This window comes from Nonomuraea sp. NPDC054003, assembly GCF_055585125.1.
The window spans coordinates 531663-549195 of sequence record NZ_JBVJKR010000004.1 but is presented as its reverse complement, the minus strand read 5'-3'; the positions used below and the strand labels follow the sequence as shown (position 1 = coordinate 549195).

The 17533-nt window shown below is 72.1% G+C and carries 15 protein-coding genes; 1 reads left to right on the top strand and 14 read right to left on the bottom strand.

All coding sequences use genetic code 11. The features are described 5' to 3' along the window. Nucleotides 1-116: 116 nt before the first annotated feature. From ACZ6YG_RS13155 to ACZ6YG_RS13100, 12 genes are all read right to left on the bottom strand, one after another. Nucleotides 117-599 (bottom strand): universal stress protein, encoded by a 483-nt coding sequence (locus tag ACZ6YG_RS13155; protein WP_466018092.1) that lies wholly within the window; start codon nt 597-599, stop codon nt 117-119. A gap of 54 nt (nt 600-653) precedes the next feature. Further along, nucleotides 654-1367: a nucleoside/nucleotide kinase family protein gene (locus ACZ6YG_RS13150; protein ID WP_148031879.1), complete on the bottom strand. Its 714-nt coding sequence runs from the start codon at nt 1365-1367 to the stop codon at nt 654-656. Nucleotides 1368-1422: 55 nt separating this feature from the next. Continuing rightward, the gene (locus tag ACZ6YG_RS13145; protein WP_148031880.1) at nt 1423-1941 is read right to left on the bottom strand and encodes a flavodoxin family protein; all 519 of its coding nucleotides are present in this window, start codon (nt 1939-1941) and stop codon (nt 1423-1425) included. A 14-nt stretch (nt 1942-1955) separates the two neighbouring features. Continuing rightward, nucleotides 1956-2510: a CBS domain-containing protein gene (locus ACZ6YG_RS13140; RefSeq protein WP_466018091.1), complete on the bottom strand. Its 555-nt coding sequence runs from the start codon at nt 2508-2510 to the stop codon at nt 1956-1958. Further along, a complete protein-coding gene (locus ACZ6YG_RS13135; RefSeq protein WP_148031882.1) occupies nt 2507-3349 on the bottom strand; it encodes a universal stress protein in 843 nt (280 codons plus the stop codon). The genes ACZ6YG_RS13140 and ACZ6YG_RS13135 overlap by 4 nt, the downstream gene beginning before the upstream one ends. A gap of 119 nt (nt 3350-3468) precedes the next feature. Beyond that, nucleotides 3469-4191 carry a respiratory nitrate reductase subunit gamma gene (narI, locus tag ACZ6YG_RS13130; RefSeq protein ID WP_148031883.1) on the bottom strand — a complete coding sequence of 241 codons (723 nt, stop codon included), beginning with the start codon at nt 4189-4191 and terminating at the stop codon, nt 3469-3471. After that, nucleotides 4188-4838, bottom strand: a complete 651-nt coding sequence (gene narJ / locus ACZ6YG_RS13125; RefSeq protein ID WP_148031884.1) for a nitrate reductase molybdenum cofactor assembly chaperone — start codon at nt 4836-4838, stop codon at nt 4188-4190. The genes narI and narJ overlap by 4 nt, the downstream gene beginning before the upstream one ends. Beyond that, nucleotides 4838-6493: a nitrate reductase subunit beta gene (gene narH / locus ACZ6YG_RS13120; protein ID WP_466018090.1), complete on the bottom strand. Its 1656-nt coding sequence runs from the start codon at nt 6491-6493 to the stop codon at nt 4838-4840. The genes narJ and narH overlap by 1 nt, the downstream gene beginning before the upstream one ends. Then, a complete protein-coding gene (locus ACZ6YG_RS13115) occupies nt 6493-10140 on the bottom strand; it encodes a nitrate reductase subunit alpha (RefSeq protein ID WP_466018089.1) in 3648 nt (1215 codons plus the stop codon). The genes narH and ACZ6YG_RS13115 overlap by 1 nt, the downstream gene beginning before the upstream one ends. A 15-nt stretch (nt 10141-10155) precedes the next feature. Then, entirely contained in the window at nt 10156-11352 is a 1197-nt protein-coding gene (locus ACZ6YG_RS13110) for an MFS transporter (protein WP_271278282.1), read from the bottom strand. Nucleotides 11353-11591: 239 nt separating this feature from the next. Further along, a complete protein-coding gene (locus ACZ6YG_RS13105) occupies nt 11592-12662 on the bottom strand; it encodes a hypothetical protein (protein WP_466018088.1) in 1071 nt (356 codons plus the stop codon). After that, on the bottom strand, nt 12659-13660 hold the full coding sequence (locus tag ACZ6YG_RS13100) for a TOMM precursor leader peptide-binding protein (RefSeq protein ID WP_148031889.1): 1002 nt from the start codon (nt 13658-13660) through the stop codon (nt 12659-12661). Before ACZ6YG_RS13100 ends, ACZ6YG_RS13105 begins: the two co-directional genes overlap by 4 nt. Before the next feature lie 490 nt (nt 13661-14150). Between ACZ6YG_RS13100 and ACZ6YG_RS13095 the strand changes: the two genes are divergently transcribed. Continuing rightward, a complete protein-coding gene (locus tag ACZ6YG_RS13095) occupies nt 14151-15044 on the top strand; it encodes a TIGR03619 family F420-dependent LLM class oxidoreductase (RefSeq protein WP_466018087.1) in 894 nt (297 codons plus the stop codon). 23 nt (nt 15045-15067) lie between these two features. On the opposite strand, the gene ACZ6YG_RS13090 is transcribed toward ACZ6YG_RS13095, so the two are convergent. Further along, nucleotides 15068-16360: an alpha-amylase family protein gene (locus ACZ6YG_RS13090; RefSeq protein ID WP_466018086.1), complete on the bottom strand. Its 1293-nt coding sequence runs from the start codon at nt 16358-16360 to the stop codon at nt 15068-15070. 35 nt (nt 16361-16395) lie between these two features. Further along, entirely contained in the window at nt 16396-17430 is a 1035-nt protein-coding gene (locus ACZ6YG_RS13085) for a helix-turn-helix domain-containing protein (protein ID WP_466018085.1), read from the bottom strand. Nucleotides 17431-17533: the final 103 nt, after the last annotated feature.

Below are 17533 nucleotides of genomic sequence, written 5' to 3'. Positions count from 1 at the left end.
CCAGGGCAGGGAACGTACGAGGCCGACGACGAACAGCCTGAGCGGCACGCGACCGCTGGAGGTTGACCGGTTCGTCCTGCGCGTACGCCTGTGCGAGCGGCGCTGTCGTGCCGGGTTCAGCAGGGGGCCGCCGCGCCCGCCGCCACCGGCTGACGCGCGGTGGGCTGTGGGGTCGTCGGTTGCGGGGTGCCGATGACGGCCACGGGGCAGGGCGGCCAGCGTAGGCAGGAGAGCAGTACCGCGCCCAGCCGGCCGTCGCCCGCGTGGTGCGCGGCCGAGCCGAGCACCAGGAGGGCCGCCGCCCGGGCCTCGTGGCGCAGGACCACCTCCGGGCGGCCCCTGATGGTCCGCCCGGTCACGGCCACGTCCGGATAGGCGGCACGCGCCCGCAGGACGGCCCGCTCCAGGACCGCTTCCGCGTGTTCGCCGGTGCCGTGCCCGCCCGTGGGGCGCGCGTAGGGGGCGAACGCGCGGGCTCGTGGTTCCCAGGCGTGCACGACGACCAGCCGCGCCCCCGCTCGCCGGGCCTCGCCCGCGGCCCACATCAGGGCCGCGTCGCCGCCGCCCCTGCCGTCAACGCCCACCACGATCTGTTCCATGCCTCCATGGTCGGCGACCCCGCGGTGGTGCCGGCAGGGCCGTTCCTCCCGACTTCATGGGTCTTTGGTCAGCGGGTGAGCGAAGTCGGTGTTGTCGATCACGACGTCGGCGCGGGCGATCGGGTCCGCCTCGCGCTGGTAGACGCGCTGGGCGACCAGGTAACGGTCACGGTGGATCGCCTCGGCGCCGGAGCCTGCCCAGTCCTGGTCGCGGGCGGCGCCGCGGGCGACCGACAGCTCCTCATCGATGTGCATCCAGACGCGGTAGTCCCAGTACGCGTCGATCTCCGGGCGGAAGGCGAACACGCCGTCCACGATGAGCACGCTGTCCGGGGAGAGCGGCGTGACGACCGCCGAGTGGTCCACCTGGGTGAGGGGGTCGATCGAGCACAGGGCGCAGGCTTCGGCCCGCGGGGAGCGGCACGGGTCCAGCAGCAGGCGTCTGGCGGACTCGTAGTCGTAGGCGTTGCGGTAGTAGCCCTCGCCGGACTCCCTGTCGTAGAGGTGGCGGTCCTTCCACGGCTGCTTGAAGTCGTCCAGCGTGGCGCGCAGCGCCGGGCGTCCGGCGGCGGCGACGGAGGCGGCCAGCTCGTGGCCGAAACTGGTCTTGCCCGAGGCGGTCAGGCCGTCGATCCCCACCAGCAGACGGCCGTCGCCCAGGGCCAGCACCCGCCGGGCGATCTCGCCGACCAGGGCGGCCCGTTCGGGGGACGCCGGGCCGGGGCAGGGCTGCTGCCACGTGGAGACGGAGTGATCGATCTGCGACACGGCCCCAACCTATCCAACCGCCTGTCGCGTACACGGGCAGGATGCCCCCGGGACCTCAGGAGGCCGGGACGGGGAAGGAGGCCGCGAGGGTTTCGCCCCACTCGCGGGCCCGGTCCAGCTCGCCGTCCACGAGAGGCCCCTTCGTCCCGATGACGTAGAAGCTGTGGGCGGGCGCGGCGCTCCTGACGCCGAGGCGGCGCAGCCGTCTGGCGGCGCCGCGGGCGGCCGACCCCGGCAGGCGGGGCTTGGCGACGCGGGTGTCGAAGGCGGCCGCGGCCAGCCGGGCGGAGCCGGTACGCAGGCCGGACAGCCATTCGCGGATGCCGTCGCCCCGGGACACCAGCCCGTCCGGGGCGTCCTGGGCGGCGGACTGGCGGGTGGTGGCGCGGCTCATGGCGAAGGCGTGTGTGGGCCCGCCGACCACGAGGAGAGTCACGTCCTCGCCGACGGCGGCGGGCGCGGAGCCGACCTCGACCACGTCGGCCCGCATCCGCCCGGCCAGTCCTTCCGCGACGGCCTCGGCGATCCGCCGGGTGTTTCCGTACATCGACTCGTAGACGACGAGCGCGCGCATGCCGCGCCTCCTGATCAGGGAAGGATGGGTTCGAGGTGGAACATGCCGGTGACGAGCTCGCCCGGCTCGCCGGACGGCTTGACGCGCCCGGCGACGGCGGCGAGCACGTCACCGGCGGTGATCAGCCCGACGATCCCGCCGGCGTGGACCACGGGCACCGCGTCGCACCCGGCGTCCAGCATGACGGCGGCGACCCGGTGCAGCGGGTCCCCGGGTTCGACCCGCGGCCGGCGGCGGCCGGTCAGCAGCGAGCCGACCTGGCGGCCGGACTGCTCCTGAGGCCCGCAGGACCAGGTCGCCGCGAGTTCCTCGCGGGTCAGGACGCCGAGCACGTGCCGCCCCTCGACGACCGGCAGGTGGCGGACGCCGGCGCGGCGCATCAGCTCCCACGCCATGAGAGGCGACTCCCCCGGCTCGACGGCGACCAGCACGCGGCTCATCACCTGTTCGGCGGTCAGCTCCGCGACCGGCCTCGCCTGCGCGGCAGGCTCGCCGGCGGGACGCGCGCCTTCCTTCGGCACGGCACGCTGGGCGGTAGTGGTGGCACGGATGGCGGTCGGAGCGGTCATGATGTCTCCTCCGTTCGGGGACGGACGACGGCGACGGGGCAGATGACGTGGTGCAGCACGCCGTGGCTGACGGAGCCGAGGACGGCCGCGGCCAGCCCGCCGCGCCCGCGCGAGCCGACGACGACCAGGTCCGCCTGCTTGGAGGCCTCGATCAGCAGCGAGACGGGGTGCTCGCAGGCGTGCCCGTCGGTGATCCGCACGTCGAGGTTCTTCTCCCGCCACGGAACGACGCGCTCGCGCGCCGCGCGGGCCTCCTCCTGCATGACGTCCTCGATGAGCGAGTTGTAGGCGACCGCGTACGGGGAGTACGCCGGCATGGTCCAGCCGTAGGCGACGTACAGTTCGGCGTCGCGGCGGCGGGCCTGCTCGATGGCGTACTCCATGGCGGCCTCCGCGTGCTCGGAGCCGTCGTAGCCGACGACGATCCGCCCGTGCGTGATCGGGGAGGTGCCGCGGACGACGACCACGGGCCCGGCGGCGTGACCGGCGACGGCGATGCTGACCGAGCCCATGACCAGGCCCTGGAACCCGCCGAGCCCCCGGCTGCCGATGACGACGCTGTCGGCGGAGGCCGACTCGGCGATGAGCGCCGGGGCGACCTCCCCGGTGAGCAGCTCGGTCGTCACCTCGACGCCGCCCGCGAGGGCGCGGGCCCGGTCCGCGGCGGCCTCCAGGGTGCCCGCGCAGTATTCGGACTCGCCATGGCCGTGCCGCCACTGCTCGCAGATGTGGACGATGCGCAGGTTCACCCCTCTGCGCCGGGCGTCGGCGGCGGCCCATTCCACCGCCGCGGTCGCCGGTGCCGATCCGTCGATGCCCACCACGATCTGCCGAGCCATCACGACGCCTCCTTCACCCGTTCTGCCGTTCTCACCTCCAGTTTTTCCGATCGGGGGCGGCGGTGCCCGGGGAGGAGGACCCCGATCGGATGGCCTTTAGTCCCGAATTTGTGCTGCGTTCACCTTCTGGTGGTGGGCGTCCAGCCGGGGGTGCGGGTGACCGGTTCGCGGCTGCGGTAGACGATGTACGGGCGGGTCAGGTAGCCGATGGGCGCGGTGAGCATGTGCACCAGCCGGGTGAACGGCCAGATGGCGAAGAGCACCAGCGCGCTGAAGGCGTGCAGCTGGAACAGCGGCGGCGCCCCGGCCATCAGCTCCGCCCGCGGCTGGAGGGCGAAGACCGAGCGGAACCACGGCGAGACCGTGACCCGGTAGTCGTAGCCGCCGCCCAGCACGTTCGCGGCCACGGTGGCGGCCAGCCCGAGCACGATCACCAGGGCCAGGACGGCGTACATGAGCTTGTCGTTGCGGGTCGTCGCGGTGAACACGGGCCCGACGGTGCGCCGCCGGTAGATGAGGATGGCCAGGCCGGCGAGCGTGCACACGCCCGCGATGGTGCCGAGCACGACCGCGACCACGTGGTACATGCTCTCGGTGACGCCCACCGCCTCGGTCCACGACTTGGGGATCACCAGCCCGCCCACGTGCCCGAGGATGACGACCAGGATGCCGAAGTGGAACATCGGGCTGCCGATGCGCAGCAGCCGCGACTCGTACAGCTGTGAGGAGCGCGTGGTCCAGCCGAACTTGTCGTAGCGGTAGCGCCAGACGTGGCCGAGCACGAAGACGGTCAGCGCCACGTACGGGGCCACGACCCACAGCAGCAGGTCGAGCGCGTTCATCGGGATCCTCCATCGGTCGGGAACGACGGTGTCGGCCCCGCCTCGGGACCGGACCCGTTCACCGGGTAGGGCGGCAGGCCGACCTCCTCGGCCGGCGGCCCCTCGGCGGCCAGCTTGGCGGCGGCGGCGCGCTCGCGGGCGGTGGCGGGCGGCAGCGTGGCCAGCACCGCGGCGACCACGTGCGCGTACGGGGAACGCTCCGACTCCAGCGCCCGCAACAGCAGGTCCAGGCCCGGCCGGTGCTCGCGCAGCAGCCGGGAGGCCTGGGCGGTGCCGCCGCGCGCGGACAGCTCGCACACCACCGCCAGATGGTCGGGCAGCTCCCCCTCGGCGGGCTCGAACCCGGCCTCGCGGAAGGCGTGCTTGAACCGCAGCAGCGCCATCCCGCGCTTCCTGGTGTCGCCGTAGGTGTAGTAGGTCAGATAAGGGCAGCAGCGGCGCTTCAGGTCGAAGGTGGCCACGTAGTGCTCGGCCAGGTCCTGCTGCGGTGTGGCGGCGGCGTGGTCGAGGAAGGCGCGCAGCCGCCGCGCCGGCTCGCCCGCGGGCAGCGTCCCGACCGTTTCCGTCAGCAGCGGCAGCGCCTCGGCCAGCCGCTCGTCGGGGTAGCTGAGCAGCACCGACGCGGTGAGGTGGACGGCGCGGTCCATCACTGGCCCTCCTTGTCGCGCCGGGGGAACAGGCCCTCGGGGGTGCCCTTGCCGTCCCAGTTCAAGAGGTTGACCCGGCCGCGCAGGTCCTCGCTCCGCTCCAGCTCGTCCCCGCTCTGCCGCTCGCGCAGCGCGTGGAAGTTCTCGACCGCGATCGGCGCGGGCATGCCGGACGCCTCGCCGAACGGCCCGCCCATGCCGGGGCCGCCCTCGTAGTCGAGGCTGCACCCGGTGGCGAGCTCCTCCAGGTCGGCGGCCTGCTCGGCGTGCGCCTTGGGGATGACGTACCGCTCGCCGTAGGGGGCCAGGGCCAGCAGCCGGTGCATGGACTCGATCTGGGCGCCGGTCATGCCGACCGCCTCGGCGATGCTCTCGTCGGGCTCCTGGCCGAGGTTGAGCCGGCGCATGTACGAGCGCATCGCCGCCAGGCGGCGCAGCACCAGCCTGACCGGCGCGGGATCGCCCGCGGTGAACAGCTCGGCCAGGTAGCCGATGGGGATGCGCAGCGACTCGATCGCGCCGAACAGGTTGCCGGCCTCCTCGCCGTCGTGCCCCGTCTCGGACAGCACGTCGACGACCGGCGACAGCGGCGGGATGTACCAGACCATCGGCATCGTGCGGTACTCGGGATGCAGCGGCAGCGCGACCCCGTACTCGAAGATGAGCTGGTGGATGGGCGAGCGCCGGGCCGCCTCCAGCCAGTCCTCCGGGATGCCCGAGGCGCGGGCGCCGGCGATCACCTCCGGGTCGTTCGGGTCGAGCAGCACGCTCTTCTGCGCCTCGTACAGGTCCTTCTCGTCCGGCGTCCGAGCCGCCTCGGCGACCCGGTCGGCGTCGTACAGGATGAGCCCGATGTAACGCAGCCGCCCCACGCACGTCTCGGAGCAGACGGTCGGGATGCCGACCTCGACCCGGGGGAAGCAGAACGTGCACTTCTCCGCCTTGCCGGTGCGGTGGTTGAAGTACACCTTCTTGTACGGGCAGCCGGTCACGCACATCCGCCAGCCGCGGCAGCGGTCCTGGTCGACCAGGACGATCCCGTCCTCGGAGCGCTTGTACATCGCGCCCGACGGGCACGAGGCCACGCAGGAGGGGTTCAGGCAGTGCTCGCAGATGCGCGGCAGGTAGAACATGAACGCCCGCTCGAACTCCAGCTTGACCTGGTCCGACACCTTGCGCAGCACCGGGTCGGCCTTGGTCAGCTCGGGGCCGCCGCCCAGGTCGTCGTCCCAGTTCGCGGACCACGTGATCTTGGTGGGCTCGCCGGAGATGAGCGACTTGGGGCGGGCGACCGGGGTGTCCTCCGTCGCGGGGGCGGAGAACAGCCGGTCGTAGTCGTACGTCCAGGGCTCGTAGTAGTCCTGGATGGACGGCATCAGCGGGTTCGCGAAGATCGTCAGCAGCTTGCGCAGCCGCCCGCCGGCCTTCAGCTTGAGCCGGCCGCGCGAGTTCAGCTCCCACCCGCCCTGCCACTTCTTCTGGTCCTGGTAGGTGCGCGGGTAGCCCTGTCCCGGCCGGGTCTCGACGTTGTTGAACCAGACGTACTCGGTGCCGGCCCGGTTCGTCCACGCCTGCTTGCACGTGACCGAACAGGTATGGCAGCCGATGCACTTGTCCAGGTTCATCACCATGGCCAGCTGGCCCATGACCTTCATCAGTAGTCCACCTCCTGGGAGCGCCGCCGGATCACGGTCACCTCGTCGCGCTGGTTGCCGGTGGGGCCGAGGTAGTTGAACGCGAACGACAGCTGGGCGTAGCCGCCGATGAGGTGGGTGGGTTTGACCAGCAGCCGGGTGAGCGAGTTGTGGATGCCGCCGCGCCGGCCGGACGTCTCGCTCTTGGGCACGTCCACCACCCGCTCCTGCGCGTGGTACATGTACACGGTCCCCTCGGGCATCCGGTGGGAGACGACGGCGCGCGCCACGACCACGCCGTTGCGGTTGACCGCCTCGATCCAGTCGTTGTCCGCGATGCCGGCCTTGGCCGCGTCGGCGGGGCTCATCCAGATGTTCGGCCCGCCGCGCGACAGCGTCAGCATGAGCAGGTTGTCCTGATACTCGGAGTGGATGGACCACTTGGAGTGCGGCGTCAGATACCGCACCGTGATCCCCTCCGCCGTCGAGTCGCCGATCCCGGGCTCGCCGAACATGGCCGTCATGTTCAGCGGCGGCCGGTAGACCGGCAGCGCCTCACCCGCCTCCTGCATCCAGTCGTGGTCCAGGTAGAAGTGCTGCCGCCCGGTGAGGGTGTGCCAGGGCTTGCGATGCTCGACGTTGATCGTGAACGCCGAGTAGCGGCGGCCGCCGCTCTCACTGCCCGACCACTCCGGCGAGGTGATCACCGGGACGGGGCGCGCCTGCGTGTCGGCGAACGTGATGTGCCGGTGCTCCTCGGCCAGCCCGTCGAAGGAGGTGCCGGTGCGCCGCGACAGCGTGGCGAACCCCTGCGCGGCCAGCCGCCCGTTGGTGGTGCCCGACAAGGCCAGGATGGCCTCGCACAGGTCCACGTCCCGCGCCAGCGACGGCCGGCCGTCCGCGGTGGACCCGTTGATCCGCCGCAGCCGGTCGATCTCGCCGCTCAGGTCGTAGGTGATGCCCTTGGTGGTGGCGCCCAGCCGCTCGGCGAGCGGGCCGAGGGAGGCCATCTTCGCGGCGATGGCCGCGTAGTCCCGCTCCACTTCGACGATCTTCGGGAAGTCCAGGCCCGGCGTCGGCGTCTCGCCGGTCCGCCGCCAGTCGCGCACCCGCCCGTGCGGGGTGGCCAGCTCGTCGGGGGTGTCGTGGATCAGCGGCATCGCCACCAGGTCGGTCCGCGTGCCCAGGTGCTCGGCGGCCAGCGTGCTGAAGGCGCGGGCGATCGTGTGGAAGGCGGTGAAGTCGCTGCGGGTCTGCCACGGCGGGTCGATCGCCGGGTTGAACGAGTGCACGAACGGATGCATGTCCGTCGAGGACAGGTCGTGCTTCTCGTACCAGGTCGCGGCCGGCAGCACGATGTCGGAGAACAGCGTGGTGGAGGTCATCCGGAAGTCGAGCGACAGCAGCAGGTCGAGCTTGCCCCGCGGCGCCTCCTCCCGCCAGGCGACGCCCTCGGGCCGCTGGCCGGGCCCCGCCTCCCGCGCGCGCAGCGAGGCGTCGGTGCCGAGCAGGTGGCGCAGGAAGTACTCGTCGCCCTTCGCCGAGGAGCCCAGCAGGTTGGCCCGCCACACGGTCAGCACCCGCGGCCAGTTCTCCGGCGCGTCCGGATCCTCGCAGGCGAACCCCAGCTCACCGGAGGCCACCTTCTCCGCGATGTACGGGCCCGGCTCCTGCCCGGCGGCCCGCGCCTCGTCCGCCAGGTCGAGCGGGTTGCGGCCGAACGTCGGGTACGACGGCATCCAGCCCAGCCGCGCCGACTGCGACAGCAGGTCCGCCGTGGTCTTGCCGGCGAACACGCCGTCGCCCAGCGGCGAGGACACCACGTCCGCCTTGTAGGTGTCGTAACGCCACTGGTCGGTGTGCAGATACCAGTACGCGGTGCCGATCATCTGGCGCGGCGGCCTCGACCAGTCGCCGCCCGAGGCCAGATGCGCCCACCCGGTGACCGGCCGGCACTTCTCCTGGCCGACGTAGTGGGCCCAGCCGCCGCCGTTGACGCCCTGGCAGCCGGTGAGCGTCACCAGCGCCAGGAACGCCCGGTAGATCGTGTCGGAATGGAACCAGTGGTTCGCCCCGGCCCCCATGATGATCATCGACCGGCCGCCGGACTCGTCGGCGTTGCGGGCGAACTCGCGGGCGATCCGCGTCGCCTTCGCCGCCGGCACCGACGTGATCGCCTCCTGCCAGGCCGGCGTGTACGGCTCGCCCGCGTCGTCGTACCCCTGCGGCCAGCGGCCCGGCAGCCCGCCGCGGCGCACCCCGTACTGGGCCAGCAGCAGGTCGAACACCGTCGTCACCAGGTGGTCGCCGACGCGCCGCACCGGCACGCCGCGCTCCAGCACGCCGCTCTCGGCCCCGTCGAAACGGGGCAGGCCCACCGGGACCGACTCGCCCGTGTCGAGCATGGTCAGCGCCGGCGACACCTCGCCCAGGTCCAGGTTCCACCGGCCCTGGCCCTGCTCGGAGAAGCGGAACCCGAGGGAGCCGTTCGGGACGGCGACCTCACCCGCGTCCGCGTCCCACACCGCCGTGCTGAACGCTGCCTCCTTACCTTCCTGCCCGAGATCGGCGGCCGTGAGGAACTTGTCCGGCACGTACTGGCCGGGCTCGCGCTCGCGCAGCCGCACCAGGAACGGCAGATCCGTGTAGCGGCGCACGTAGTCGGCGAAGTACGGGGTGGCGGAGTCGACGAAGAACTCCTTGAGGATCACGTGCCCCATCGCCATCGCCAGCGCCCCGTCGGTGCCCGGATGCGGGGCCAGCCACTCGTCGGCGAACTTCGCGGCGTCGCTGAAGTCCGGCGACATCACCACGACCTTCTGCCCGCGGTAGCGCGCCTCGGTCATGTAGTGCGCGTCCGGGGTGCGGGTGACGGGCACGTTCGAGCCCCACAGCATCAGGTACGACGCGTCCCACCAGTCGGCCGACTCCGGCACGTCCGTCTGGTCGCCGAACACCTGCGGCGAGGCCACCGGCAGGTCGGCGTACCAGTCGTAGAACGACAGCATCGCCCCGCCGATCAGCGAGACGAACCGGGAACCGACCGCGTGCGAGGCCATCGACATGGCCGGGATCGGGGAGAACCCCGCCACCCGGTCCGGCCCGTACGTTTTGATCGTGTGCACGTGCGCGGCCGCGATCATCTCGGTCGCCTCGTCCCAGGAGACCCGCACCAGCCCGCCCTTGCCGCGCGCCGCCTGGTAGCGGTGGCGCTTGCCCGGATCGGTGGTGATCTCCGCCCAGGCCGCGACCGGGTCGCCCAGCCGCGCCTTCGCCTCCCGGTACATCGACACCAGCACGCCGCGCGCGTACGGGAAACGCACCCGGGTCGGCGAGTAGGTGTACCAGGAGAAGGCGGCCCCGCGCGGGCAGCCGCGCGGCTCGTACTCCGGCCGGTCCCCGCCCACGCTCGGGTAGTCCGTCTGCTGCGCCTCCCAGGTGATCACGCCCTCCTTGACGTACACCTTCCACGAGCAGGAACCGGTGCAGTTCACGCCGTGCGTCGACCGCACGACCTTGTCGTGACTCCACCGGTCACGGTAGAACGCGTCGGCCTGACGGCCGCCGATCTGGTGCAGTGTTCGCAGGTCAGGGGACATCGTGCCGGGGTGCAGATAACGTCCCAGCCGGAGCAGGGCATCGGTGAGAGGCCCGTCCATGCCCGACATGTGGCTCTCTTTCTGTTAGGGGTGCGCGCGGGGGCGCAGGATGAACCAGCAGTAGACGAAGGCGCCGAAAGCCATGGCGGCCAGCAGCATCAACCCGATCGAGTACGAGCCCGTCGCCTGAAAGATCAGCCCCATCACGATCGGCGGCAGGAACCCGCCGAGGCCGCCGGCCGCGCCCACCACACCGGTGGCGCTGCCGACCATCGCGACCGGGACGGACCGGCCCAGGATGGCGAACACCGCGCCGTTGCCCAGCCCGAGCGCCGCCGCCATCGCCAGGAAGCCGACCGTGGCGACCGGCATCCCGGGCGCGAACGAGACCACGATCGCGCACGCGAACACCACCGCCAGCACGTACGCCAGCACGGACTCGCCGCCGACCCGGTCCGACAGCCAGCCGCCCACCGGGCGGGCGAGCGTGGCCAGCACCACGAACCCCGCCGCGCGGGCCGCCGCGTCCGCCACCGTCAGCCCGTACACGCTCTGCAGATACAGCGGCAGGTAGACGCCGAACGCGACGAAACCACCGAAGGTGAGCGCGTACATCCCCGCCAGCTCCACCGTGACCCGCATCCGGGCGGCGGCGGTGAACCTCTTGAGGAACGGCTCCGCGGCCGGCTTCACGCCGGGGGCGTCCCGCCCCACCAGCAGGAAGACCACGCCCGTCACCGCGAGCGCCGCCGCGACCACGTAGAAGGGGGCGCGCCGGCCGAACTCGTCGGCCAGCCACGGGGTGGCGAACCCGGAGATGGCGGTGCCGATGTTGCCCATGCCGAAGACGCCCAGCGCCAGGCCACGCCGCTCCGGCGGGAACCAGGCGTTGACGAACGGGACGCCGATCGCGAACGTCGCACCGGTCAGGCCCAGCAGCAACCCGCCCACCAGCAGCAGCGAGTACGTCTCCACGAAGGCGAGGAAGACGACGGGGATCACGCCGATCAGCGTCGTCACGCCGAACACCAGCCGGCCGCCGTAACGGTCGGTCAGCGCGCCGAGCACGATGCGGCCCAGCGACCCGACGATCACCGGCACGGCCACCAGCACCGACACCGCGGTGGCGCTCAGCCCCAGGGACCGCTGGTAGACGGGGCCGAGCGGGCTCAGCAGCGCCCAGGCCCAGAAGTTCACCGCGAACGCGATCGTGGCCAGGATCAGCGCGGTCACACGGCTCGCCGTGGACGTGACCGCGGCGGGGGACGGTGCGGCAGGCATGGCGGGGACCACCTCCGGTCGGACGCTAGGGCCACCCCAGTCTTCTGGACTGCACCATGCCCACTTAAGGGTCTTTAGTCCCATCAATAAGGATCAAACAACGATCATCTTCGTGGCCCGCCCCCGGCGCATGCGGGATCCGCGGGGCGGGGGGCGGGGGGCCGCACGCGGGGCGCCGACCGACAGCGGACGTCCCGATTTTTCCTGACATAGTTGAAAACTGTGCTTTTCACAGTCTGTCAGGACAAATTCCGCACCCACCCCAAGAAACGGCGGACCAGAATCACCAGATAAAGCACCCAACCCGCAGCGATCACCACGAGCGCGGCCACCGGTTCCCACAATGCCCCCGAAGCCAACTCCCCCATCGCCCGGCGAACCACCGCCACCGTGATCGGCACCGTATAAAGGGCGAAAAACGCCAACCCCAGCACCCGCCCCACAACCACGAACCACGCGTACACCCGCACACTCCGCCGGGCCCCACCACCCCGCCCACGCAGATACGCCTGCGCGTCCGCCATCAAATTCTTGTTCCCCGTCGCGTTCGCGAAGACGTAGTACACATCCGTACGCATGAAGAACAGGAACTGCCAGACCACCTGCGCCAGACAGATCACCATCACCAGCCGCGCCGGCGCCGACTCGGTCACGTACAGCACGCACGCCGACCCGCAGATCAGCACCCAGTCCACCCGCATCCCCGCCAGATGAGCGCGATAGCGCGCCCGCCGCGGCACCCCCCACACCCCGGTGATCCGCGTCTGCACCACCAGGAACTGCAACCGCGTACCCAGCGACAACTCCGCCCGCACGCCCAGCGACCGCGCGGCGGCCACATGCCCCAGCTCGTGCAGCAGCACCAGCGCCCACGACCCCGCCGCGAACGCCAGCGTGAACGACAGACTGCCCGGCCATACCAGCGACGACACCCCGGGCCGCGCCCTCGGCTCGGCCACCGCGGCGGCCACCGCACACCCCGTGAGCAGCACCAGCACGACGTCGGCCGGACGGGAGAAGAACCAGGCCACCTGCCGCGGCCGGATCCGGTCCCACACGTTCGGCCGCCGCTCCGGCCGCGTCGTCAACCCCGCGTCCGCCAAGCCGCCGACGAAGGCGGCCACGTCCACGTCCACCCCCCGCTCGGCCCGCACCCGCTCACGCGCCTGCGCCACCGTCCGCGTGCCGTCGAGCGCCGACACCACCGCCGCCGCCACCGCCGGCACGTGCACGAACGTCTCCCCGTTGCCGATCACGTAGTCGTCCGGCCCGTCAGCCACCACCGTCAGGAACGACAGATCGGTGTTCACCCGCAGACCCCGCACCGGTCATACCGGTGGAACTCCCTCGTCGTGGTCGTCAACGTCAGCAGATCGAGCCACACGCTCCGGCCCTCCACCGCCGGCGTGCCCGCACCCGTCAGATAGCGGAGCACCTCCGAGGCCAGCATCCCGGCCACGATCTGGCACAACGGCCCGAACGACGGGATCACCCGCCCCGGGTTGTCCCCGGTGGGCAACTCCGTCCGGCCGTAACGGGCGGCCAGCGAACGCTCCTGACACGACAGGCAACCCGTCTTGCCGGGCACGACGAGCGGCCCCACCAGCCCCACGTGCTGGTTGAACCCGCCCGTCACGAACGGCACCCCCGCCTCCACACACGCCCGGTTCACCCAGCGCGCGATGTGCGGCTGCGGCGTGTCCACCGTGCTGACCACCAGATCGGCGGCCACCACCACGTCCCGCGGCCCGCCGATGCGCCGCTCGACCGTGTCCACCCGCACACCGGGACGGTGCGCCCGCAACCGCCGCGCCGCCGCCACCGTCTTGAGCTCACCCACGTCCCCGGCCGTGTACAGGTACTGGCGATGCAGGTTGCTCGCCTCCACCCGGTCGTCGTCGACCAGCGTCAACCGCCCCACCCCGCTGGTCGCCAGTTGCAGCGCGACGGCGCCCCCGATCGCCCCCGCGCCGAGCACCGCCACATGCGTACGCCGCAGCTCGCCGAGCACGGCCGTCACCTCGGCGGCCGGCCGGAACATCGACAGGAACAGCGCGAACCGGGAGAGCCCCGCGTCGGCCGCCAGCGCGTCGAGATCGTCGGCGGTGACCAGGATGCGCGCCTCCAGCAGCCGCGCCACGGCCGCGTCGATCTCGGCCGGAGGCACCTCGCCGAGCAGCGCGTACAGATCGGCCCGCTCCACCGGCTCACGGGCGCACAGCCGGATCAGCCGGCGCAACGGCGCCGCCGCCGGGTCGAGGACCAGGCCCGTCGGCGGGAAATCCCCCAGCCGCACCCGCTCACGCAAATCATCAATGAAAAGGGGAAAAGCCGGATTCACCTGAATCCTGGGCATGAAGAAGACTCCCGTAAGCACGAAGGCGGGGCCCTCGCAAAGAGGGCCCCGCGACAGTTCAGCAGCTGTTGCTGTTACCTGTGGTCTCGACTTCTTCGACCTTCCTGATCTCGATCGTCATGCGCGATCCCTTCATAGATCGTGTTGGCCGATGTGATCGTAAGAAGAATCATCGGCACCAGGGAGGCCCAATGACGTTCTGTGCGGCAATTGATGCCCTAAGTCGCGGAAACCTAGAATTCTCAATAACTTCGCGCACTGGTCGCGGATGGTGTTGTTCTGATGTTTGTGATATCGGGGTTGCTTCCGGCCCAGCGCCTTTACAAAGTAGATCACGACAAGGTCGCCATCCCGGAGCGCGACATGTCGCCACTGTTTGGTGTATCAATGTAATGATTGACCAGAACGCCAAGCTCCCCACCAGGAGCCCGTAGGAGCCCCCGTGAAGTTCACCGTCGAGTACCCGATCAGCGCGCCCGGCTACGACCCCGCCCTCGTCCGCCCCGGCGGGATGCGCCGCGTCGTGCGGGCGGCGGAGGAGGCGGGATTCGCCGCCGTCGGGTTCACCGAGCACCCGGCGCCGTCGAAGAAGTGGCTGGACTCCGGCGGGCACGAGGCCCTCGACCCGATCGCCGCGCTGAGCTACTGCGCCGCCGTGTCGGAGCGGATCCGGCTGATGACCCATCTGCTCGTGCTCCCGTACCACAACCCGTTCCTGCTGGCCAAGAGCCTGACCACGGTCGACCTGCTGTCCGAGGGGCGGCTGACCGTGGTCGCCGGGGCCGGTTACCTGCGCTCGGAGTTCCTGGCGATGGGCGTGGACATGGCCGGGCGCAACGCCCGCTTCGACGAGTCGATCGAGGTGCTGCGGGGCGTGTGGGGGAAGGTGCCGTTCGACCACAGGGGGCCGCTGTTCGAAGGCCGTGACGTGGCCGCCCTGCCGGCTCCGCTCACGCCGGGCGGGCCGCCCATCTGGATCGGCGGCAACAGCGCGCTGGCCCGCCGCCGGGCCGCTCGCAACCAGGGCTGGAGCCCGTTCATGACGGACGGGGAGCTCGCCCGTACCGCCCGCACCGCGGCGATCACCACGGTGGAGCAGCTCGCCCGGCACGTCGAGGAGGTGTGTGAGCTGGCCGGCAGGGCCGTCGAGGTGCAGGTGCGCACGCAGGCGCACCGCTACATGATCGACGGCGGTTCCGCCGAGGAGCACCGCGACCACCTGGGCCGCCTGGCGGAGGCGGGCGTCACCTCGTTCGTGGTGCGGCCGCCGGGCGCGAGCGTGGCGGCCGCGGTCGAGGCGCTGCACGGCTACGCCGAGACGTTCCGGCGGGGCTAGGGTCCGTCAGGCATGTCCGATGATCACCGAGGGTGCCCGGACGGACACGTACGACCACTGCCCGTGAGGACGGTCCAGCCGTGCGCGGGCACGAGAAGGGGATCGGCGCCGTCGGGGTGCGAGCTCTCGGCGACCGCGAGGCCCGAGGTGTCCAGGGGGAACCGGTACGGCTCCGGGCCGGTGTTCAGCAGGGTGAGCAGCCTGCCTGCACCCGTGCTCTCCAGGGCCACGGCCGTGTTGGTCAGATGGGGCACGGCCGTGCGGGCCCGGGCCAGCCACGGGTGGCGGCGTCGCAGCCCGATGAGCCGCTGGTGCAGCCGGTAGACCGGCCACCCCGCCGGATCGAGCTCCGCGGGACCGGCGGGGAAGGCGGGCCTGACGGCGTCGTCGCCGCCCGGCCGGTCCTCCTTCAGCCCGCGGAAGCCCTGCTCGTCGCCGTAGTAGACGCTCGGGACCCCGCCCACGGTGAAGAGCACGGCGAGCGCGTGGCCCAGGTGGCGCTCGTCGGCCAGGCGGGTGGCCAGCCTGGTCACGTCGTGGTTGCCGACGAACGTGAGCGGCTCGAACGACTCCAGCAGGGCGTCGTGCCGGTCCACCGCCCAGGCCAGCTCGTAGAAGTTGCCGTCGTTCAGCGAGCTCCAGATCGCCTTCCACAGCTCGTACTGGGTGACCGAGTCCAGCCCGCTCTCCGCCACGTAGCCCGCGTAGTCGCCGTGGATCACCTCGCCGACGAACCAGGCGCCGGGGTGGCGCGGGCGCACCCGGGCGAGCGCCTCGCGCCAGAACGCGGCGGGCATCGCGTACGCGGCGTCCAGCCGCCATCCGGACGCGCCGCGGCTCAGCCAGTGGTCCATGACGCGGACCACGTGGTCGAGGACCTCGGGGTGGTCGTGGTTGAGGGTGACGAGCCCGGAGTGGCCCTCGAACGTGGCGTGACCGCCGCCTTCGGGCACGAACCAGTGCGCGAAGCGCGGGTCGCCGAACTTCGGATGGCCCCGGCCCACATGGTTGAACACCCCGTCCAGGACGATCAGCAGGCCGCGCTCGCGGGCCGCGCGCACCAGCCGGTCGAAGTCCGCCTCGTCGCCGAGTCTCGGGTCCACGCGGAAATGGTCCAGCGTGTCGTACCCGTGCGTCTCGGACGCGAAGATCGGCCCGAGCTGCAGGACCGAGCAGCCCAGCTCGGCGGCGTAGTCGAGCCACCCCTCCAGCCGCCGCAGGCGATGGCGCACCGGCGTGCCGGGCGGCGGAGCCGCGGGCTCCGCGCCGGTGAATCCGAGCGGGTACACGTGCCACCAGACACCGTCTCTCACCATGACGGAACGGTCCTTCCCGCGTCGCCGCCCGCTACTCAGCCGTCGAGCAGCCGCCACGCGGTGAGGGCGAGCCTGGCCCGGGTCAGCCCGGCGGGGTCGCCGAGCTCGATGCCCAGAGTCCTGCCGAGCGCTTCGAGGCGGCGCGCGACGCTGCTGTGGTGCAGGTGGAGAAGGTCGGCGGCCTGGCGCAGGGAGCCGGTGGCGCAGTAGGCGTCGAGCGTCTCCAGGTCCTCGGGACTGCCGGCCAGGAGGGTGATCGCGGCCACGTCGGGGTTGCCGCGCAGGGAGTCCGCGGGGATCTCGGCCAGGAGCGCCAGCGCGCCCAGGTCGTCGTGGTGGACGACCGGCCGGCGCGGCGTGGCGAAGCGCAGGGCGGTGCGGGCCCGCGCCCAGGACCGGTCGGGGCTTTCGGCCGTGCCGACGCCCGCCCGCACGCCCGCCGGGAAGCGAGCCAGGTCGACGGTGGTGGCCAGGATGACGCCCACGTCGGCGAGGGGCGCGGCCTTCACCGGGCGGGCCGGGCAGATCAGGCCGCCGACACGGTCGAGCGGGAGCCGCGACCGCACGGCGACGGCGCGGACGGGCAGGTCGGCGGCGAAGCCCAGCAGGCGCAGCGCCCGCGCCCTGGCCGCCTCGTCGCTGTCGGAGCTGATCACCAGCTCGACGAGCGCGGGATCGGCCATCGTGGTGCGGGCCGGGCCGTACTTCTCGACGACCGTCGCGGCGGCGATGGCCAGCCGGTCCAGCACCACCTCGTCCAGGGACTTCGGCGGGCCGGGGCGCTCCAGCCAGACCGTGCCGATCTCCTCGTCGTCGAGGGTGATCGGCGCCGAGCTGGACGCCGGGGCGACCGGGCCGCGCGCCGGCATGCCGTCGTCCGCGACGCGGATGACCCGTCCCGTGCCGTGGAGCCGGATGCCCGCCACGCACCCGGCCAGGCCGGCCGAGGCCCGGGCCAGCGCGGGCAGGTCCACCCGGCGGCGCATCAGCGTGTCGTAGAACATGACGACCCGGAGCGCGCCTTCGACCTGCGTGTCCAGCTGCGACAGCCGTTCGGCCAGTGCCTCCATGATTCCCAGGGTATGCGCCGATCGGCGCGCGGGCGGGCGTCGTGCCCGACATCTGGCGGCTTCGCCCGCTGACCGGCGACGATCCGGCGGACAGTACGATCAG